A 19,378-nucleotide genomic window follows, 5' to 3' on the forward strand; every position below is an offset into this window, starting at 1 on the left:
GGTTTGGAAGCCGGGTCGGCCACAATACGGGGGAACGCGAAGGAGCTTGACCATGAAACGTGCTGTAGCTGCCGCTCTGCTCACCGCGGCCGCGCTCGCCGTGCTCGCCCCCGCGGCGTCCGCGGCGAGCGGTCCGCCGAGCGACCCGTCGCCGGTCGGCGGGGTGGGAAGCGGTCCCTACATCGGCGACGTGCCGAAACCCGGCCCTGGGGGCCAGTGATCTAAGGCACCACCACGACACGGCCCGGGCGGTCCCACGCCCGGGCCGCGTCGTGCAGCGGAACCCGTTCGTAGCCCGCGGTCAGCTCACCCGCCGTCGCGAACTCGACCACCTTGAGGAGCGCTTCGCGGCGCTCGTCGGCGGTGAGCTCGTTGTTCGTATAGCCGAGGATCCGCAACGACCGGCTGCGCAGCAACGCCGAGGGGACCGCGAACTCCTCACCACCCGCGCTGCCGAGGTTGACCAGCCGTCCACCCGGGCGCAGGGTCCGCAGCGCCGCCGCGGCCGGGACGCCGCACACCGGGTCCAGCACGAGGTCGACCGGCCCGGCCGCGTCGCCCAGCCGCCGGGCCAGCGTCTCGACGTCGTCGCCGTCGAACCGCACGACGGCGTCGGCGCCGAACCCCTCGGCCCGCTCCAGCGCGGCGGCCGACCGCGCGCACGCCACGACCCGTCCGGCGCCGGCCAGCCGGGCCAGTTGCACGGCCGACTGCCCGACCACACCACCGGCGCCGAGCACCAGCACGGTCTCGCCGTCGGCCAGCTTTCCCGTGCCGGTCAGGCAGCGCCACGCCGCGACCGCCGACAGCCCGAGCGCCACGACGAGGGTGGGATCGGCGCCCTCCGGCAGCGCGACCACATCGGCGGACGCGGCCACGGCGTACTCGGCCATGCTCCCGTCCCCGGGCCGCATGCCCGCCGCCGTCGCGAACCAGACCGGTGTCCCCGCCAGCTCGCCCACCCCCTGCACCCCCGGCACGTACGGCGTCGCGGGGACGCCGAAGTAGGACATGCCGGACGCGCAGAGCAGGTCCAGCGGGGTGATCGGCGCCGCGGTGACCCGCACGGCGACCTGACCGGGCCCCGGCTCGGGTTCCGCCCGCTCGGTCACCACCGGCGGCTGCCCGGCGATGCGGATCTCAGCCGCGCGCACCGGCGGTCAGACCGGCTGCAGGACGAAGTCGTACCGCGCCTCGAGCCACGGCTCGGCCGACTCGCCGCCGTCCGGCGTCGGCCCCGGCTCGCGGGGCTCGAACGCGACGACCAGCTCCTGCTTCGTGCCGAACACGACGTCGCTGTCGAGGTACTGCGCGCCCTCCTGGAACAGGTGGGTGATCAGCGGCTCGTACCCGGCCGCGTTGATCAGGAAGTGCACATGGGCGGGCCGGAAGTGGCTGATGTCGGTCCCGCTGATCAGCTCGCCCACGGGGCCGTCCATCGGGATCGAGTAACCCTTCGGCGCGATGGTCCGCAGGCAGTAGGACCCGTCGTCGCGGGTGGCGTACTTCGCCCGCAGCCGGGCCTCGTCGATGTCGGGGATCTGCGACTCGTACGCGCCTTCCTCGTCGGCCTGCCACACGTCGAGGATCGCGCCGGTGACGGGGGAGCCGTCGAGGTCGCGGACCGCGCCGGTGATGTAGAGCGGCGTGCCGGGCAGGCCGTCGGACATGTCGCCGCCGAACTCCTTTTCCGGCGATCCCTCGATGTGGAAGGGGCCCAGCACGGTCGCCGGGGTCGCCTTCGGGTCGAAAGCGTGGTTCATCTGCACCACCAGCATGCTCAGGCCGAGCACGTCGGAGGCGAGGATGAACTCCTCCCGCTTCTCGTTGCTGATCTGGCCGGTTTCGGTGAGCCACCGCATGGCGGCCATCCACTCGGTCTCGCTCAGCCGCACCTCGCGGGCGAAGGCGTGCAGGTGGCGCACGAGCGCGGCCAGCACCTCGGCCGTCCGCGGATCGTGCGCGCTCGCCCAGCGCCGGGCGGCGAGCTCGGTGATGTTGTCCTCGGTGACCAGCTGCATCGGCGTTCCTCTCAGGCGTGCGGATCCGGCGGGACCGACCGGTTGTTCAGGTCGACCGACAGGAAGATGTCGTTGGCGACCGGGTGGCGCAGCTCCTCGGCGAGCTGCCCGATCAGCCCGGCCGTCCTGGCCAGCAGCGCGAACCCGCGCAGCAGCTCCAGCGGCAGCCCGAGGTCGGCGAGCGCGGCACCGCAGACGCCGGCGCCGTTGAGCGGCAGGGTTTTGCCCAGCACCCGCGGGTGGACCCGGCCGATCGCGGCGAACAGTTCCAGGTGCGGGCCGCGCAGGCCCTCTTCGCCGGCGATCGCGAACAGCCGCCGCGTGCGCGGGTCGCCGTCCTTGTGCACGTGGTGCCCGAGCCCGGGGATGAACTTCTTGGCCGCCCGGCGCTTTTCGACGGTTTCGAGCGCGAGCGCGTCCCAGCCCTCGTCGCCGTCGGGCAGGGTGTCCACTTCGGACAGGACGTCGTGCAGGAACCGGCCGCAGTCCTCGGTGACGCCGAGGAAGCGCGACCCGCCGCCCAGCAGGCCGGCCGCCAGCGCGCCCTGGACCGAGTCCGGCGCGGACAGGTAGGTCAGCCGCGTCACGATCGCGGTCGGCGTGAAGCCGTGGTCGGCCAGCGCGGCGAGCACCGCTTCGAAGACCCGGGTTTCTCCTGGTGACGGACGGCGCTGCGTCGCCAGCCAGAAGGCGAGTTCGCCGAACCCGACCGTGCCCATGACGTCCTCGGCCAGGTCGTGACCGAGCAGGGTGATCTTGTCCTTTGTGGACGCACCGAGGGCGGTTTCGTAGACCGCGTCACTCATCGGCGGCCTCCGTCAGCCACGCCCGCAGCTCGGCGCCGTGCTCGTCGAGCTCCGGCGGCGGCAGCCGGTAGCCCGCCGGCGTCGCGGAGAACCGGATGGGGTGGCGGGTCGTCGGGACCGCGCGGTCGCCCTCGCCGACCTCGACGACCGGGTCCAGCCCGAAGCGCTCGGCCATCGCGAACCCGCCGTCGATCGTGTTGATCGGTCCACACGGGACACCGACCTTCGTCAGCGCGTCGAACCACTCCACCGCCCCGCGGCGGGCGAGCCGCTCGACGAGGATCGGCCGGAGCTCCTCGCGGTTCTTCGTGCGGTCGGCGTTGCGGGCGAACCGCGGGTCGTCCGGGATCCCGGGCAGGTCGAGCACCTCGCACAGCCGGCGGAACTGCCCGTCGTTGGCCGCCGCGACGATCAGGTCGTTATCGGCCGTCGGCAGCGGCTCGTAGGGGAAGACGCTGGGGTGGGCGTTGCCCATCCGGTAGGGCACCACGCCACCGGCGGCGTAGGCCGAGCTGTGGTTGACCAGCCCGGTCAGCGCCGAGGACAGCAGGTTGACCTCGACGTGCTGGCCCTCGCCGGCGGTGTCGCGGTGGCGCAGCGCGGCCAGGATGCCGATCACGGCGTGGTTGCCCGCCATGACGTCGAACACCGAGATCCCGGCCCGGTACGGCGGGCCGTCCGGATCGCCGGTCAGGCTCATCAGGCCCGAAATCGCCTGCACCATCAGATCGTAACCGGGGACGTGCGCGCCTTCACCGGCACCGAAACCGCTGATCGAGGCGTAGACGCACCCCGGGTTGGCCCGGCTGACCGCCGTGTAGTCCAGTCCGTACTTGGCCAGGCCACCCGGCTTGAAGTTCTCGATCAGCACGTCCGCGCGAGCCGCCAGCTCCCGGGCGACGGCGGCGTCCGCCTCGTCGCGCAAGTCCAGGGCGATGGACCGCTTCCCGCGGTTGACGCCGAGGTAGTAAGTCGAGACGTCCCCGCGCACCGGCGGCATCCACGTGCGCGTCTCGTCGCCCTGCGGGCCCTCCACCTTGACGACGTCGGCGCCCATGTCCGCGAGCAGCATCGTGGCGTACGGGCCGGCCAGCACCCGCGAGAAGTCCGCGACCAGCAGCCCGGACAGCGGACCGGTGGGTGGTTCCACGCAACGCCTCCACTCATGTCCGCCTGTCGGACTAGTGTCCGCAGTTTGCTCCCGAGTGTCGCCGAGGTCAAGGCGCCGCGGGGACGGTGACGTGGGGGACGCTGTCCAGCCGCGCGAAGTCGGCGCTGATCTCCCCGGCGGTCTGCAACAGCAGCGGCAGGTGGTGCTCGAGCAGCTTGCCGACGGGCGTCTCGGCGGCGTGGCAGTTGACGTTGACCCCGGCGATCACCCGCCCGGACCCGTCGCGCAGCGGCGCCGCCACCGACCGGATGCCCAGCGCGAGCTGCTCGTCGGTGAGCGCCCAGCCGCGGGCCCGCACCTCGCGCAGCTCGGCGTCGCGCTCGGCGCGATCCGGCTGCCAGCGCGGCACCAGCCCCGACCGGGTCGGCTGCGCCAGCACCGCCTCCAGCTCCGCCGGCGGCAAGGCGGCCAGCTGGACCTTGCCCAGTGACGTCGGCAGGGCGGGGAACCGGGTGCCGATCTGCACGCTCAGGCCCACGATCTTCGGCACGGCCACCCGGGCGACGTAGACGATGTCCGACCCGTCGAGCTGGGCGATCGAACACGACTCGTTCGTGCGGGCGACCAGGCGCTCCAGGTGCGGCCGGGCCACGTCCCACAGGCCCATCGAGCGCACGTAGGCGACGCCGAGGTCGAGCACGCGCGGGGTCAGCGCGTAGCCGCGCCCGTCGGTGCGGACGTAGCCGAGCTCCTCGAGGGTGAGCAGGATCCGGCGGGCGGTCGGGCGGGCCAGGCCGGTCGCGGTGGCCACCTCGGCGAGCGTCATCTCCGGCCGGTGCGGCCCGAACGCCGTGATCACCTCGAGCCCGCGCGCCAGCGCTTCGATGAAATCGGGACCGGTGCCCTCGCGTGGCATGCGCCACCTCCCTCTTCGCTGACCGCAGCGTAGCGGCGGGGATTGACACCGGCGCGGCGCTCGGCAAAGGTGACTGCGTCCAGTGATTGTCCGTAGAGCGGACGAGTGTACGGAGGCAGCGATGACGCAGTCCACCGACGGTCCGGTCGTCCTGCGCGGCGGCACGGTGCTGACCCTCGACGACGCCCGCCGCGTCCTGCCCGGCGAAGACGTCCTCGTCGAAGGCGACCGGATCACCGCGATCGGACCCGCGCTGGACGTCCCGCCCGGCACGACCGAGATCGACGCCGCCGGCGGCATCGTGCTGCCCGGCATGATCGACACCCACCGCCACCTGTGGCAGACCGCCATGCGCGGCTACGGCGCCGACTGGACGCTGACCCAGTACTTCGTCTGGTACTACCTCGAGTGGGGCAAGGTGTTCCGCCCCGAAGACATCTACGCCGGCAACCTGCTCGGCGCGCTGGAGGCCCTGGAAGCCGGCGTCACCACGACCGTCGACTGGTCCCACGGCCTGCAGACGACCCAGCACGCCGACGCCGCCGCCGACGCCCTGCAGGCGGTGCCCGGCCGGTTCGTGCTGGCCTACGGCAACATCCAGGACTCGCCGGCGAACTGGACCGGGACGCCGGAGTTCCGCGACTTCGTCTCCCGCCGCATCACCGGCGACGACCTGCTCGGCTTCCAGCTCGCCTTCGACGTCACCGGCGACCCGGCGTTCCCCGAGAAGCCCGCGTTCGAAGTGGCCCGCGAGCTCGGCGTCCCGGTGACCACGCACGCCGGCGTCTGGGGCGCCACCGGCGACGACAGCATCCGGCTGATGCACGACCACGGGTTCATGACCCCGGAGACGATCTACGTCCACGGCGCGTCGCTGTCGGCGGACTCCTACCACCGGATCGCCGCCACCGGCGGGTCGGTGTCGGTCTCGACCGAGAGCGAGCAGAGCGCCGGTCAGGGCTACCCGCCCACCTGGGCGCTGCGCAAGTACGGCATCCCGGTGTCGCTGTCGATGGACACCTCGGTGTGGTGGAGCGGCGACCTGTTCTCGGCGATGCGCGCCACGCTCGGCGCCGACCGGTCCCGCGAGCACCTGGAGGCCCACGCCGAGGGCGAGACGGTGACGCACGCGGCCCTGCGGGCGGAACAGGTGGTGGAGTGGGCCACCCGCGGTGGCGCCGCGGCCCTCGGCCGTTCGGACCTGGGCAGTCTCGAGGTCGGCAAGAAGGCCGACGTCGTGCTGCTGAAGAACGACGACTCCCCGGTGTCGTTCCCGCTGCTGCACCCCTACGGCCACGTCGCCTTCCAGGCTCAGCGCGGCGACGTCCACACCGTGCTGGTCAACGGCCGGGTGGTCAAGCGCGACGGCAAGCTGGTCGGCGTCGACCTGCCCGCGGTCCGGCGGCGCGTCGAGCAGACCGTGGAGCACCTGCGCGCGCAGCTGGGGAAGGAGGCGTGGCGGCAGGGGATGAACCCGGACGTCCCGGAGACGAAGATCCTGGACAACCCGTACACCTACACCGACTACCAGAGCGACAGCACCCACGGCGGCTGAGCTACCGTTGCCGTCCGTGGCCCAGGTTTTCGTGCAGCCCGCCTACGGCACCGCGGACGCCCGCCGGTACGGCGCCGAGTCCCTCGAGCGGACCGTCGCCTTCCGCGAGTTCGCCGGCCTGCTCGACCCCGCCGACCTCGCCCGCCTGAACACCCTGCACCCGGGCGGCCGGGCGCGGTTCTGGGGTGCCAAGGACAAGTACGACCGCCGGATGGACACCGTCTCCACCGGCGACGTCGTGCTGTTCACCGGCCGCAAGCACGTCCAGGCCGCCGCGGAGGTCGGGCACGGGTTCCGGAACCCGGACTTCGCGCGCCGCCTGTGGCGGCCGGACCCGGGCAAGTGCGTGTTCAGCAACGTCTACAGCCTGCGGCGCTACCGGCGGGTCGAGCTGCCCTACGAAGCGATCTGGGCGCTGCCCGGGTTCAACCCCGGCGACAACTTCATGGGCCTGCGGTTCCTCGACGAGGCCAAGTCGGCCGCGGTGCGGCAGCTGCTGGCCACCACGAGCTGAGCGAGCCGGGCCCGCGGAGTGCGGACCCGGCTCGCTCAGCTCCGGCTTCGACCTGGACGTCAGCCCTGGTCGTAGTCGTAGTCGTCGTCCGCGTCGTGGTAGGCCCACGCGTGGTTGCTGTCCGAGGCGTCGGCCTCCGCGGTCACCGAGTGCGCCGCGGCACCGTCGATGCCCGCCGCGGTGTACCACGAGTGGTGACCCGCGTAGTCCGGCACGGCCACCGAGTGCGCACCCTCGGACGAAGCGCCGTACGGACCGGCCGTCAGCTTCTCCGCGTCGTAGGTGGCGTAGTGCTCACCCGCGTGGCTCCAGACGTGCCCCGTGGTCGCACCGTCGATACCGGCCGAGTGCATCTCGGCACCGTAGCTGGCGTGGTCGTAGTCGTCACCGTCGTACGCCGGGTGGCTGTGGACGACCGGCGCCTCCTCGACCGGGTCGGGGTGGCTCACGACGTGGTGGGTCGCGGGGTAGCTGTCGTGGTGGTGGTAGTCATCCCCCTCGTAGTCGCAGCCGCAGTTGTCGTTGTCGTGGCCGTACCAGCCGTCGTTGTCGTTGTCGCCGTACCAGCTGCCGTGCGAGGCGTGGTGCCACGGCTGGTTCCAGTCGTGGTAGTCGCCGGATTCCTCGCTGCTCGTGACGGCGGCGCCGCCGACGCCGGCCATGGTGGATTCCTGGCCGGACCAGTGGTGGCCCCACCAGGTGCCGCCTTCGTCGGTGTCGGTCGTGCCCGCACCACCGATGCCGGCCCAGGCACCGGAGCTCTCGGCGCTCCACGAGTCGTTCGGCCAGCCGAGCGGATGAGCGGTCGCCGGGCCGGCGATGACGAGGGAAAGCGGCAGTGCGAAAGCGCCGGCGACAGCCAGTCGTCGCAATGTGGACATGATTTCTCGGGGTTCCCTTCCTGAGTGCGACGCCGGTTTGAATCGGGGGTCCGGACGTCGGGGCAGAAGTTCTGTCCGGTATGGACGCTACCGGCCCGAGTAGGGCTTTGACCTGCGCAGATACCCGATCGGTGTGCGAGAACCGCCGAGTGGAGGACAGATCCGGAAGGGGGTCGGACAAGCCTAGGCCGCCCGCGCCGGGATGGCCGGGATGAATGGCAGGAAATCACTCGCTCAGGTAGTGCTCTGTTTAACCCGAAGAATCGTGAACCCGGCCGCGGCGCCGGTGCGGGTGCTCTCGCCCGGGGTGACAGTGGGTGACGTCGTCCGCCGGCCGGCGGTGTCCCCGCTCCGGCAGACGGCGGCACGGGCTGGTTCGCCGGGGCCGGCCGCCGGCGGGGAAATCCGGCCGGGAACCCCGGCCCGGCCACGATAACAGAACCGTCCACCCATTGTTCCCACGGTATTCACGGTCGTGGAGTAATCACTGAATTGTTCGTGACTTGGTACACCCGAAAGCCGGAGAATCGACACGATCGGCCCAAAGCATTCTGCGAAGAAGTTGCGTAGGTTCACGGCATGTTGCACCTGAGGTCGATTCTTGCCGCCGTTCTGCTGGCCGCGTTCCTCGTCCCGCCCGGTCCGGCCGCGGCCGACGACGCGGTGACACCCGGACCGGTGTGCGACCACCAGCCGGTGGCCGACACCGCGGCGCCCGCGGGCGCCGTCACCGTCGACGCGGCGGTGCCCGGCGACCTCTACCGCAAATCCCAGGATTCGCCCCCGGGCACGACGTTCTGGCTGCCGCCGGGCACGCACCTGCTGGCCGCGGACCCGTTCGGGCAGGTCATCCCCAAGGACGGCGACGTCTACCTCGGCGCACCGGGTGCGGTGCTCGACGGGCAGGGCATCAACCGGGCCGCCTTCACCCAGCAGGCGAAGGACGTCGTCATCCGCGGGCTCACCATCCAGAACTTCGTCGCCCCGCAGGACCAGGGCGTGGTGAACCACGATTCCGGCGAGCACTGGATCATCGAAAACACCACCGTGCAGAACAACAAAGGCGCGGGAATCATGGCCGGCGCCCGGCAGGAGGTGCGGCACAGCTGCCTGCGCAACAACGGGCAATACGGCATGAACGCCTACCGTTCGGACAACGCGATCACCGCGCTGATCGTCGAGGGCAACGAAATCTCGGGCAACAACACCGACGACTGGGAAACGCGCAGCCCCGGCTGCGGGTGCAGCGGCGGGGTCAAGTTCTGGGTGGTCGACAAGGCCGACGTCCGCGGCAACTGGATCCACCACAACCACGGCGCCGGGCTCTGGGCCGACACCGACAACAACGACTTCCTGATCGAGAACAACCTCATCGAGGACAACGACGCCGAGGCGCTGTTCTACGAGATCAGCTACAACCTGGTGTTCCGCGACAACGTCCTGCGCCGCAACAGCCTGGTCGCGGGCAAGCGCCGCGCCGACCGCGGCGACAACTTCCCGGTCGCGAGCGTCTACCTGTCCGAGTCGGGCGGCGAGCCCCGGGTGCCGGCCCGCACGCACCTGATCGACATCTACGACAACACCTTCGAGGACAACTGGTCCGGCATCACCGCCTGGGAGAACGCCGACCGGTTCTGCAACAGCCCGGCCAACACCTCGATCAACACCTGCACCAAGCTGGTCACCGACCGCACGCAGTGCTCGTCCCCGGGCATCGATTCCGCGCCCCTGTACGACGACTGCCGCTGGAAGACCCAGCTGGTCGAGGTCCACGACAACACGTTCCGCTTCGACCCGGACCACGCGGGCTGCACGAACGGGGTCTGCGGCAAGATGGCCCTGCTGTCCAACTACGGAACGTACCCGTCCTGGTCCCCGTACAAGGGCACGCTCGTCCAGGACGCGATCACCCGCGACCAGGGCAACTACTGGTTCAGCAACTCCTACTACGGCCCGTGGAAGTTCGTCGCGGGGGACACGTCCCGGATCCTGACCGCGGACCAGTGGCAGTCGAGCCCCTGGTACCAGGACAACTGCGCCTCCTTCGACGACGTGATGCCGCGCTGCTGATCACGCCGTTTCCCGGACAAAAGATTGACACCGCGGGGGTGTCGCCGGACCATTTCGAAATCGCGCTACTCTGCTCTCCTCCGTCGGAAGAGGAGCACGCTGAGTGGAGTCCACGGAATCCGGCGACCCCGCCGCAGCCGAACACGTGACGATCACCAACACCGCCGAGAACGTTCGCGGCAGATTCGTCCAGGTCGGCCACCTCTACCAGGTGACCGTGCCGGACGAGCCGATGCTGGAACGCTTGCTCGACGCCATCGACGAGCGTCGGCGAGCCACCGGCATCGTCCGGCGCAAGAGCCTGCCGTCTTCGTTGCCGTGGACGCAGCGAGCCGCGTGCCTGGGACGTGACCGTGAACTGGCGGAACTGCGCGAGCAGCTCGCCGCCGGGCGGCACGTGCTGGTCGGCGGCCCCGCCGGCATCGGCAAGACCCTGTTTCTGCTCTACGCAGGCGGCGAAGCGGTGCTTTCCGCCGGCACCGTCCCCGGCTGCGAAGGGGTGCTGCGGCGGGTGCTCGCCCCCGGCACGACCCCCGACGACGTGCTGCACGACCTGGCGCTGGAGTGCTACGACGCCGAACCGGCGGCCGCGCGGCGCCTGCTCGGCCGCGTCCGAGCTCTCGTGGTCCTGGACGGGGTCGAGTGGCCGGCCGGGGAACTCCGTCAACTGCTCGACGCGATGCCGGGCAGCGTGTTCGTCATCGCTTCCCGGCGCACCGATTACGCCCCGGTGATCAAAACGCTGCCATTGGCCGGGCTGACTTTGGCCGACGGGCTCGAACTGTGGGAAAACGAGCTCGGAACCCCCCTTTCGGCTGCAGAAAAACGTCGAGCGTGGCGCATCCACGACACTTTCGACGGCAACCCGGGCAGGCTGGCGCAATTCGCGGCCGCGTTGCGTACCGCCGGGGTGCAGGGAATCGCGCCCGACGTGGCCGACCCGGACGCGTACGCCATGATCGTCGACCGCGCGCTCGCCAAGCTCGGCGAGCCCGCGGTGACGACGCTGAAGGAACTCCTGGTCTTCCCCGATGCCTCCTGGGGAAGGGACCTGCTGGCGGCCGGCGGCCTGCGCAAGCTCGAAGAGGCAGGCTTGGTCGAGCACGATTCGGGCCGCTACCGGGTGCGCCCGCACGTCCCGGAGGCGGTGGCACCGGCCGAACCGTGGCCGCTGTTCGCCCGGATCACCGCCTGGGCCGGCGAACAAGCCGGGGCGGGGCAGATCGCGGCGGAACTGGGCGTCCTCGAACGCACCCTGCGCCGGCTGCTGGCGCACGACCGGCCGTGGGACGCCCTGGTGCTCGCGCGGATCGTGTCGGTGAAACTCCTGCCGACGCCGTGGTGGAGCCGTGGCGACGAGGTACTCGGGCTCGGCCTCCGCGCGGCCCGGCGCGCCCGTTCCCGCACCGACATCGCCTACTTCACCTACGCGCTGGCCACCCGCCGGGCCGACACCGAGCGGGTGGCGGAGGCGGCCGAGCTCCTCACGGCGCTGATCGACTCCGCCAGGGAACACGGCGACCGGCGGCTCGCCGACCGGGCCGGCGCGCAGCGCGACGGGCTGCTCGCCCGGGCGCCCGGAGCGCTCGGCCGGGGTGCGGAATCCGTCTCCCAGCTGATGCTGCGGGTTCCGTTCCTCGACACCGCGGCGTTCAGGCTGGCGCAGGAGCACCCGGGCGTGCTGCGCAAGGCCGTCGCCGCGATCCTGCTCCTCGCCGGCGGGTTGTTCGGGCTACCCGCGTCCGCCGGCCCGGCCGTTCGGGCCGGTAGCGCGCCGAGTTCGTTGTCCGCGCTCGCGGCGCCGAAGATTCCCCCGCAGACGAGCGCGCCACCGGCAGCCGGGGCCTCGCCGAGCGCGGCGGCCTCGCCGCCGCCCGCGCCGCCGCCGGCCGTTTCGTCGCCCGATCCGGCGGCCCGGCCGTCGCGGCCGCCCGGTTCCGGCCCCGGTGATCCGCTCGGCGGTTCCGCTGATGGCGCGACGGTCCCGGACCACCCCGCCACCGCGGCCACCGCTGCTCCCGACCTGACCGGGAAGTGGCAGATCATTTTCTCCAAGAAGCGCGTCTACGGTAATCCTTGGAGCGATCCGGACACGGGCACGATCACGTTGCACCGGCTCGACCAGAGCCGGTGCGCCGGCTCTGAGCCCTGTTACGGCGGTCAGTGGACCATCAACGGCCTGCCGGGAAGCAGCAACTTCGTCGCGGTGGCCGCCCCGGGCCCGACGCGCCTCTCCGCCACCGACTCCGATTCCGACGGCAACCAGTCCTATCACGGAGAGCTCGTCTCGGCCGATCCCCAGCTCCGGTACGAAGGCGAGTGGAGCGATGATCACGGCCTCGCCGCCGACTTCGTCTTCACCCGCCTGAGCTGACCCTGCCCGTACGGGCAGCCGGGCGTACCCGAAGGTTTGCCGCTGCGCGGCTGGCCGGGCCGGCTGCTCGCGATCATCGTGGGAGGACCGCCAGTGCTAGGAGGTCCGCCGGTGATCCACGAGGTCGACGAGGCGCTTCGGCGGCTGGTGAAGGACGAAGCGCTGCGCGGCAGCGAGGTCGAGGTCGCCTTCGACGCGCCGACCAAGGACTGGGCGGCCCGGCGCAACGCGCCGACTGTCAACATCTACCTCTACGACGTGCGCGAGGACATGCGCCGCCGGTCGCGGGGGCTGCTCAACGAGTACGACCAGCGCGGCGAGGTCGCCGCGCGGCACCTGCCGCCCAAGCACGTCAAGCTGTCCTACCTGGTCACCGCGTGGACCCAGCGGCCGGAAGACGAGCACCGCGTGCTGTCGGACCTGCTGCTCGGCCTGCTGCGCTACGAAGCCGTGCCGGCCGAGGTGCTCACCGGGTCGCTGGCCGAAACCGGGCTGCCGGTGCCGATGACCGTCGCGCTGCCACCGCCGGAGGACCGCGCGTTCGCCGACGTGTGGACCGCGCTCGGCGGCGAGCTCAAGCCGTCGCTGGACGTCGTCGTCTCCGCGCCGATCCACACCGGGCGCGTCTACCCGGCCGGGCCGCCGGCGAAGGAGGGCCTCAAGCTCGACACCGGCGACGGCGAGCTCGTCGGGCACCGGGTGTCCGAAACCGGGGCCGTCGGCGGGCAGCGCCGGGTCGCCATGGCGCGGACCCACCGGAACCCCCGGTGAGCCTGGAGTACCTGTTCGGCCGGCTGGCGCGGCTCGAACAGCGGATCCGCGACGCGGTCGACGTCCGGCGCGCGGCCGACCCGAACCCCGACGACCCGTTCCGCGGCCTGTACCTGTCGAACGAGACGATCGACGCGCTGCTGGAGGGCCACCGCGAGCCGTTCGCGCCGTTCACCGACTCCGTCCCGGACGGCAGGCTGCGCCCGCTCGCCGACCGCGCGGACCTCACCGGGGTCGACGTCGAACTGCTGCTGGTCGCGCTCGCCCCCGACCTCGACAGCCGGTTCGAGCAGTTCTACGGCTACCTCAACGACGACGTGACCCGCCGCCGCGCGACCGCCGGGCTGGCGCTGCGCCTGTGCGGAATCGCCGAAGCCTCGGCCACCGGACGCGCCCGGCTCGACGCCGGCTCCCCGCTGATCAGCTGCGGCCTGCTCACCGTGGGCGACGACGAACGGCCGTTCCTCTCGCGCACGCTGCGCGTCCCCGACCGCGTGGTGAACCACCTGCTCGGCGACGACCGGCTCGCGCCCGAACTCGCCGGCTGCGCGCACCTGGGCACCGAGCTCGTCGAAGTCCCGGGCCGCGACCGGCTCGCCCGCGCGATCGAGGGCCGCGTCGGGCTGGTCTACCTGAAGGAACACCCCGGTGGCGGGGCCGAGGACCTCGGTGTCGGCGCGCTGGCCGCGGCCGGGCGCCCGGCGCTGGTGGTCGACGCGGCGCGCTGGCAGGCCGGCCCCGGCCACGGCGAGCTGACGGCGTCGCTGCGGCGCGAGGCGTTGCTGCGCGGCGCCGGGATCGTGCTGGGCCCGGTGGAGGACCCGCGGCTGGACGAGCTGGCGCACCCGGCGATCCCGCTGGTGGTGCACGGCACCGGCACCTGGGACCCGCGGTGGAGCGGCACGCCGCCGCTGCAGCTCGACGCGCTGCCGCTGTCGGGTGCGGATCGCGCGCAACTGTGGCGCAGCAGCCTGGACGGCCGGCTCGCCCCGGACGTCGACCCGGGGGAGGCGACCGCGCACTTCGTGCTCGGGCCGGGGCAGATCGCCCGCGCGGCGAAGGCCGCGTCGGTGACCGCGCTGGCCGACGACGGCCTGGTCCGGACGTCCCACGTCCGGGCGGGCGCGCGCAGCCAGAACGCCGCCGGCCTGCAACGGCTGGCGAGGCGGATCGAGCCGGCGGTCGGCTGGCCCGACCTGGTGCTCCCGGCCGGCGTGCTGTCCCTTTTGGACGAACTGGCGGCCAGGGCGCGCTACCGCGACCAGGTGCTCGACGAGTGGCGGATGCGCCCCGGCGGCGGGCGCGGCCGCGGCGTGACCGGGCTGTTCGCGGGGGACTCGGGGACGGGCAAGACGATGTCCGCCGAGGTCATCGCCGCTTCGCTGGGGCTGGACCTGTACACGGTGAACCTGGCGACGGTGGTCGACAAGTACGTCGGCGAGACGGAGAAGAACCTGGAACGGATCTTCACCGAAGCCGCCGGCGTCAACGGCGTCCTGCTGTTCGACGAGGCGGACGCGATCTTCGGCAAGCGGTCGGAGGTCCGCGACGCGCACGACCGGTACGCCAACATCGAAAGCGCGTACCTGCTGCAGCGGATGGAGACGTTCGACGGCATCGCGGTGCTGGCGACCAACCTGCGGGCCAACCTGGACGAGGCGTTCACCCGGCGGCTGGACGTGATCGTGGACTTCCCGCTGCCGGACGTCGAACTCCGCCACCGCCTGTGGGACCGCTGCCTGGGCGCGCGGCTGCCGCGCAGCGCGGACCTGGACCTGCCGTTCCTGGCCGAGGCCTTCGAACTGGCCGGCGGCCACATCCGCTCGGCCGCGGTCACCGGCGCGTACCTGGCGGCCGAGGCGGGGCGCCCGGTGTCGATGAGCGACCTGGTCGGCGCGGTGGCCCGGGAGTACCGCAAGCTGGGCCGGCTGTGCCTCGACCGCGAGTTCGGCCCGTACCTGGCGATGGTGACCGACGGCTGAGCTGCCCCTTCGGGCAGCGTTCGCTGCCCGTCCGGCCGCGCCCGTCAGTCTGGTGCGCGGCGCGCCGACGCGGCAAGCTGGGACGGCGGCGGAGGGAGCGGACATGCGCGGGCACGGCCACGAAAACGACCTCGAACCGACCCTGCGGCCACGCGGCGACCGGCCCGAGCGGGACGACACGGACCTGCTGGGCCGAGCGGCCGCGGCGGGCCGCACCGACGTCCTGGGCCCGGCGGGCATGCTGGGCCTGCAACGCGCGGTGGGCAACGCGGGAACGGGCGCCCTGATCGAGGAGGAGCGCTCCCCGGTCCACGACGTCGTCGGCTCGGGCGGCGGCGCACCGCTGGACGCCGCAACGCGGACGGACATGGAGTCCCGCTTCGGTCACGACTTCGGCGACGTCCGGGTTCACACCGATGGGGCTGCGCATGATTCGGCCAAGTCGGTGAATGCCCAGGCTTACACGGTGGGTTCGAACATCGTGTTCCAGCGGGACAAGTACGACCCTTCGTCCGAGGGCGGGAAGCACATGCTGGCGCACGAGCTGACGCACGTGGTGCAGCAGCGGAGCGGGCCGGTGGAGGGGACCGACGCCGGTGGTGGGGTGAAGGTTTCCGATCCTTCGGACCGCTTCGAGCGCGAGGCGGTCGCGAACGCGGACCGGCTGATGTCGGCGCCTGCGCCGGTGGCGGCTGCCGGTGTGCAGCGGTGCGAGGACGGCGGGCACGCTTCGGACGACTCGGCGGCCGTTCAGCGGGAGGAAGCTCCGGTGGCCGAAGAGGGCGAAGAGGAGAAGATGGCGCAGACCTTCGTGCAGCGCGAGGAAGAGGGCGAAGAAGAGGGTTAGGTGCCGTCCGGCCCCTTGAACCCGGGCTCGACGTTCCAGATCCCGGTGCCGCTTTCGGCCGCACCGTTGGACTTGTTGCAGGTTCCGCACATGCCGTGCAGGTTGTCGAGCTGGTTGAAGAACGCAGTACGGGTGACTTGGTCCGACTTCCGGCCGGTCCCGTTCCAGTGCTGGATGACGCTCGGGTTCCGGTGGTCGAGGTTGATCGCCGTGTTGCCGATGCCGGCCACCAGGTGGGGCGAATCGTAGTCCTTCCCCGGGCAGATGTAGGACGAACTCATCGTGTAGACCGGGTCCTTCTGCCACTTGGCGGCTTCCTTGAACTTCAGGCTCATCAGCCGGCTGAGTTCGCGCCCACGCTTCGCTTCCGCCGCGCCGTTGAAGCCGCCGTAGAACGTCGGGCGGAACTTTCCGTCCCGCCGGTACTCCGAACGGATTTCGCCGCCCAGCACGTAGGTCGATTCCTTGAGGAGGTCGAGGTCGATCTCGTGGCCGATCGCCTGGAGCGTGGCCGCGATCAGCTGCCGCTGCTGCCAGATCTCGGCCTCCGCGTGCTGGATTTCCTCCTTCGCGCTCGTGGCGAGGGCGTTGTTCAGCTTGGTCTCGTGGGCGACGACCGTGCCCCGCATGGCGGAGAGCTGGCCGGCGACGGCGGGTTTGCTCTTCACGACGTCGTGCGCGAGCGCCCGGTCGATCTTGTCGATCAGCGGGTCGGCGTGACTGGCCATCATCAGGGTCGGGCGGCCGCCGCGGTCTTCGAGATAGATCGAGTGGCTGTTGCCCATCATGCTGACGGGTGTCTTGGCCTTCAGTCTCCGGAGCAGCGCGTCCTTGAGGCCCTTCGCCCCTTCGGCGACCGCGGTACCCCCGCGCTTGAGCTTCGACCAGACCTTTTTCCCCGCCTTGACGATCGTCCCCACAACGGAGTCGATGACCTTGCCCACCGGGGCCTGGACCTTCTCCAGGATCGACTTGATCTTCTCCGAGATCCCGCCCAGCCCGAGCAGGCTCGCCAGGAACCCCAGCACCATCGGCAGCGCCTTCGCCAGCGTCCGCTCGATCAGCCCCGCCACCGCTCCGGCTCCGCCGCGGGCGATCGACTCCACCGAGTCCAGTACCGAGTCCACGAACTCCTTGATCTGGGCCGCCTTGTCCACGAAGAACATCACGATGTCGTAGATCGCCTTGCAGGCCTTGATGAACGCCGCCGCCGGGTTGAGCATCGAGATGATCCACGTGATGCCCGCCTTGACGATCTTCTCGATCACGAAGTCCTTGATCTGGCCGAGCACCATCTCCTTCAGGTCGCCCAGCTTCGAGACCACCCACCGCCACAGGCCCGGGACGCCCTCGGTGATCAGGATCCGGACCACGTCGAGAGTCTGCTCCAGCTTGGCCAGCACCGGCTCCGGGATGAACCGGAGGATCCGCGCGCGCACGCTCGCCCACGTCAGGCCCAGGATCGACAGCACCATCTTCAGGATTCCCCTGGCGTCCAGCGCCTCCGGGATCTCGATGCCCGCGCTCGCCAGGTTGCCCAGCAGCCAGCCCTTCAGCCCGTCCTTGAGGTGCTGGACGATGTTCGCGCCGAAGTTCAGCACGCCCGTTTTCACCGCGTTGACCAGGTTGCCGAGGAACTCGATCGGCTTGGCGATGATCAGCTCGACCGCGTTCGCCGCCCGGGACAGCACGCCCAGCAGCATGTCCTTCAGCTTCAGGATCGTCTCGATCGCGCCGCCGACCGCCTCCTTCGCCTTGCTCCACAGGCCCTTGTTCTCCGCCTGCAGCGACTTGATCTCCTCGTCGACGGCGTTGCGGGCCTCGGTGTACTTCTGCGCCAGGTCCTCGACCAGCGACTCCTGCTTCTCGTCGACCGACTTCTCCAGGTCGTCGAACTGGCTGCCGAACTCCGTGGCCGCCTCGCCCGCGATCTTGCGCAACGCCGGCGACTGGGACGCCACCTTCTGCTGCACCCGCGTGCGGCCGTCCGCGATGAGCTGTTTCGCCTCGCCGAGCTTCTGGCCGACAAAGTCCGCGATGTCGCCGATGACGCCCTGCATCTTCCCCTCGTAGACCTTCTTGGCCTCGAGGAACAGGTTGTTCGCCTCGGCCGGCAGGTCGGCGAAGAGGTCGTACGCCCAGCGCGCCGCGCCGGTGATCCCGTCGTAACGCTCGTCCTTGTAGCGCTTCATCCGGGCCTGGTGGTCGGCCGTGAACGCCGCCTTGGCCTGCGCCTCGCCCGCCTCGAACCGCTTGGCCACCTCGGCGTCGAGCGCGCCAAGGACGCCTTCGACCTTCGCCTTGGTCTCGTCGAAGATCGCCTTGATCTCGCCGGTGATCCGCGCCCGGTCCTGCTCGTCCTTCGTCTTCGTCGCCGACTTCTTCGCCTGGCCGTGCTGGGCCGACGACGACCGCGCGCCCGTCATGCCCGCCATCGCGGCCTGCCCGGACGCCTGGGCCGCGCCGGTCACGGCGGCGAGCGCGCCGGCCTCGGACTCGCGGACCGCGGCGGGCGCCGAGGCCGTGTGCTGCTCGCCCTCCTGCTTCGCCGCCAGCGCGCCGGTGAACGCCGGCTCGTTGGACTGGGCCAGCTGCTGGTCCGTCACGCCCGCGGAGGCCATCGCCGAGTGCGTCTCGCACTGGTCGGCGCGCAGGTCGGTCTGCTCGGGCGGGGCCTTGTCCGGCGTCGCCTTGCGCGGGTCCGGTGGGGTCAGCGCGGGGGCCGGGGGCGCCTCCGGCAACGGCGTCACCGGCTTGTCCACCGCCCGGCTCGGATCCGGTGGCTCCTTCGTCCGGTCGGTGACGTCCTTGGCCGAGGCGTCCTTGCCGCTGGTGACCTTGCCCAGCACCTCGGCCCTGACCTGGTCGGCCTTGCCGGAGCCGGCGAACTTGTCGGCCTCGTCGAGGTTCTTCGGCGCCTGCTTGGCGATCGCGGCGTTCACCGCGGCGATGAACCCCGCCTTGTCGAACCCGGCCGGCTTCGCCGCCGCCATCTTGTCCGCCTGGGCCGCCTTGGCCTGCGCGTCCTTGTCGTCGGCGGGCGCGACCGCCGCGTCCTGAGCCTGCTTGACCTCCGCGCCGGCCGGCGGATGCGCCTTCGCCGACCGGGCCTGGGCGCCGACGTCCTTTTTCAGCGACTGGAACTTCGGGTCGGCCGCCGGGGTGACCCTGGGCGGCGCGACCGGGGGAGCGGGGCAACCCTGCCGCTGCAACGTGACCAGTTCCGTCACCGCCGCGTTGCCCGCGGCCGCTTGCAGGCGCAGCAACGCCGGCGGGGCCGTCCGGCGCACGGGCCGGGCCGTCCGCGCCGGTGGCGTGGACGGCTCCCGTGACGCCTGGTCCCGCCCGGTCGGCATGGGTTTCACTTTCGGCCCTCGCGGGGCGGTTGCCAACGACCGGAAGGGCGGGCAGCGCTGCCCGGACGGGCAGTTGCCTTTTAGGGCAGAGATCGGTTCCCGCGGGCCTAGCCGCACGGTCGTTCCGCGGAGAACGCGCCGGCAGCAGCATCGCCGGGGACAAGACTTGTGCGT

General features: G+C 71.5%; 15 protein-coding genes. 8 read left to right on the forward strand and 7 right to left on the reverse strand.

The features are described 5' to 3' along the window. Nucleotides 1-52: 52 nt before the first annotated feature. Nucleotides 53-220 carry a hypothetical protein gene (locus AB0M93_RS05665; RefSeq protein WP_364268726.1) on the forward strand — a complete coding sequence of 56 codons (168 nt, stop codon included), beginning with the start codon at nt 53-55 and terminating at the stop codon, nt 218-220. 1 nt (nt 221) lies between these two features. Here the strand turns inward: AB0M93_RS05665 and AB0M93_RS05670 are convergent, their stop codons facing one another. From AB0M93_RS05670 to AB0M93_RS05690, 5 genes are all read right to left on the reverse strand, one after another. Beyond that, nucleotides 222-1,154, reverse strand: coding sequence for a zinc-binding dehydrogenase (locus tag AB0M93_RS05670; protein ID WP_364268728.1), 933 nt, complete (start codon nt 1,152-1,154; stop codon nt 222-224). A 6-nt stretch (nt 1,155-1,160) separates the two neighbouring features. Next, nucleotides 1,161-2,021: a dioxygenase gene (locus tag AB0M93_RS05675; protein WP_364268730.1), complete on the reverse strand. Its 861-nt coding sequence runs from the start codon at nt 2,019-2,021 to the stop codon at nt 1,161-1,163. Nucleotides 2,022-2,032: 11 nt separating this feature from the next. Beyond that, on the reverse strand, nt 2,033-2,827 hold the full coding sequence (locus AB0M93_RS05680; RefSeq protein ID WP_364268732.1) for a citryl-CoA lyase: 795 nt from the start codon (nt 2,825-2,827) through the stop codon (nt 2,033-2,035). After that, the gene (locus tag AB0M93_RS05685; protein ID WP_364268734.1) at nt 2,820-3,977 is read right to left on the reverse strand and encodes a CaiB/BaiF CoA-transferase family protein; all 1,158 of its coding nucleotides are present in this window, start codon (nt 3,975-3,977) and stop codon (nt 2,820-2,822) included. Before AB0M93_RS05685 ends, AB0M93_RS05680 begins: the two co-directional genes overlap by 8 nt. A gap of 67 nt (nt 3,978-4,044) precedes the next feature. Then, nucleotides 4,045-4,854 (reverse strand): IclR family transcriptional regulator C-terminal domain-containing protein, encoded by an 810-nt coding sequence (locus tag AB0M93_RS05690; protein WP_364268736.1) that lies wholly within the window; start codon nt 4,852-4,854, stop codon nt 4,045-4,047. A 121-nt stretch (nt 4,855-4,975) separates the two neighbouring features. Here AB0M93_RS05690 and AB0M93_RS05695 point away from each other — a divergent pair, with 121 nt between their 5' ends. Further along, nucleotides 4,976-6,409 carry an amidohydrolase family protein gene (locus tag AB0M93_RS05695; protein WP_364268738.1) on the forward strand — a complete coding sequence of 478 codons (1,434 nt, stop codon included), beginning with the start codon at nt 4,976-4,978 and terminating at the stop codon, nt 6,407-6,409. Between the two features lie 16 nt (nt 6,410-6,425). Further along, a complete protein-coding gene (locus tag AB0M93_RS05700) occupies nt 6,426-6,923 on the forward strand; it encodes a hypothetical protein (RefSeq protein WP_364268740.1) in 498 nt (165 codons plus the stop codon). 59 nt (nt 6,924-6,982) lie between these two features. On the opposite strand, the gene AB0M93_RS05705 is transcribed toward AB0M93_RS05700, so the two are convergent. Beyond that, entirely contained in the window at nt 6,983-7,804 is an 822-nt protein-coding gene (locus tag AB0M93_RS05705) for a hypothetical protein (RefSeq protein ID WP_364268742.1), read from the reverse strand. 579 nt (nt 7,805-8,383) lie between these two features. Here AB0M93_RS05705 and AB0M93_RS05710 point away from each other — a divergent pair. The 5 genes from AB0M93_RS05710 to AB0M93_RS05730 all read left to right on the forward strand — a co-directional run bounded on the left by AB0M93_RS05710 (nt 8,384) and on the right by AB0M93_RS05730 (nt 15,848). After that, nucleotides 8,384-9,874 carry a right-handed parallel beta-helix repeat-containing protein gene (locus AB0M93_RS05710; RefSeq protein ID WP_364268744.1) on the forward strand — a complete coding sequence of 497 codons (1,491 nt, stop codon included), beginning with the start codon at nt 8,384-8,386 and terminating at the stop codon, nt 9,872-9,874. A gap of 103 nt (nt 9,875-9,977) precedes the next feature. Further along, nucleotides 9,978-12,248, forward strand: a complete 2,271-nt coding sequence (locus AB0M93_RS05715; RefSeq protein ID WP_364268746.1) for an ATP-binding protein — start codon at nt 9,978-9,980, stop codon at nt 12,246-12,248. Between the two features lie 111 nt (nt 12,249-12,359). Next, the gene (locus tag AB0M93_RS05720; RefSeq protein WP_364268748.1) at nt 12,360-13,019 is read left to right on the forward strand and encodes a DUF4255 domain-containing protein; all 660 of its coding nucleotides are present in this window, start codon (nt 12,360-12,362) and stop codon (nt 13,017-13,019) included. Next, on the forward strand, nt 13,016-15,001 hold the full coding sequence (locus tag AB0M93_RS05725; protein WP_364268750.1) for an ATP-binding protein: 1,986 nt from the start codon (nt 13,016-13,018) through the stop codon (nt 14,999-15,001). Before AB0M93_RS05720 ends, AB0M93_RS05725 begins: the two co-directional genes overlap by 4 nt. Before the next feature lie 103 nt (nt 15,002-15,104). Beyond that, entirely contained in the window at nt 15,105-15,848 is a 744-nt protein-coding gene (locus tag AB0M93_RS05730) for a DUF4157 domain-containing protein (protein WP_364268752.1), read from the forward strand. On the opposite strand, the gene AB0M93_RS05735 is transcribed toward AB0M93_RS05730, so the two are convergent. After that, a complete protein-coding gene (locus AB0M93_RS05735; protein ID WP_364268754.1) occupies nt 15,845-19,204 on the reverse strand; it encodes a hypothetical protein in 3,360 nt (1,119 codons plus the stop codon). The genes AB0M93_RS05730 and AB0M93_RS05735 overlap by 4 nt on opposite strands. Nucleotides 19,205-19,378 lie beyond the last annotated feature (174 nt).

The sequence above is a fragment of the Amycolatopsis sp. NPDC051102 genome (assembly GCF_040682815.1).
Classification (GTDB): Bacteria; Actinomycetota; Actinomycetes; order Mycobacteriales; family Pseudonocardiaceae; genus Amycolatopsis.

What these genes read in the sequence shown, in the direction of transcription:
- AB0M93_RS05665 (WP_364268726.1), top strand. Translation starts at nt 53, where the DNA reads ATGAAACGTGCTGTAGCTGCCGCTCTGCTCACCGCGGCCGCGCTCGCC.
- AB0M93_RS05675 (WP_364268730.1), bottom strand. Translation starts at nt 2,021, where the DNA reads ATGCAGCTGGTCACCGAGGACAACATCACCGAGCTCGCCGCCCGGCGC.
- AB0M93_RS05680 (WP_364268732.1), bottom strand. Translation starts at nt 2,827, where the DNA reads ATGAGTGACGCGGTCTACGAAACCGCCCTCGGTGCGTCCACAAAGGAC.
- AB0M93_RS05690 (WP_364268736.1), bottom strand. Translation starts at nt 4,854, where the DNA reads ATGCCACGCGAGGGCACCGGTCCCGATTTCATCGAAGCGCTGGCGCGC.
- AB0M93_RS05695 (WP_364268738.1), top strand. Translation starts at nt 4,976, where the DNA reads ATGACGCAGTCCACCGACGGTCCGGTCGTCCTGCGCGGCGGCACGGTG.
- AB0M93_RS05705 (WP_364268742.1), bottom strand. Translation starts at nt 7,804, where the DNA reads ATGTCCACATTGCGACGACTGGCTGTCGCCGGCGCTTTCGCACTGCCG.
- AB0M93_RS05710 (WP_364268744.1), top strand. Translation starts at nt 8,384, where the DNA reads ATGTTGCACCTGAGGTCGATTCTTGCCGCCGTTCTGCTGGCCGCGTTC.
- AB0M93_RS05730 (WP_364268752.1), top strand. Translation starts at nt 15,105, where the DNA reads ATGCGCGGGCACGGCCACGAAAACGACCTCGAACCGACCCTGCGGCCA.
- AB0M93_RS05735 (WP_364268754.1), bottom strand. Translation starts at nt 19,204, where the DNA reads ATGCCGACCGGGCGGGACCAGGCGTCACGGGAGCCGTCCACGCCACCG.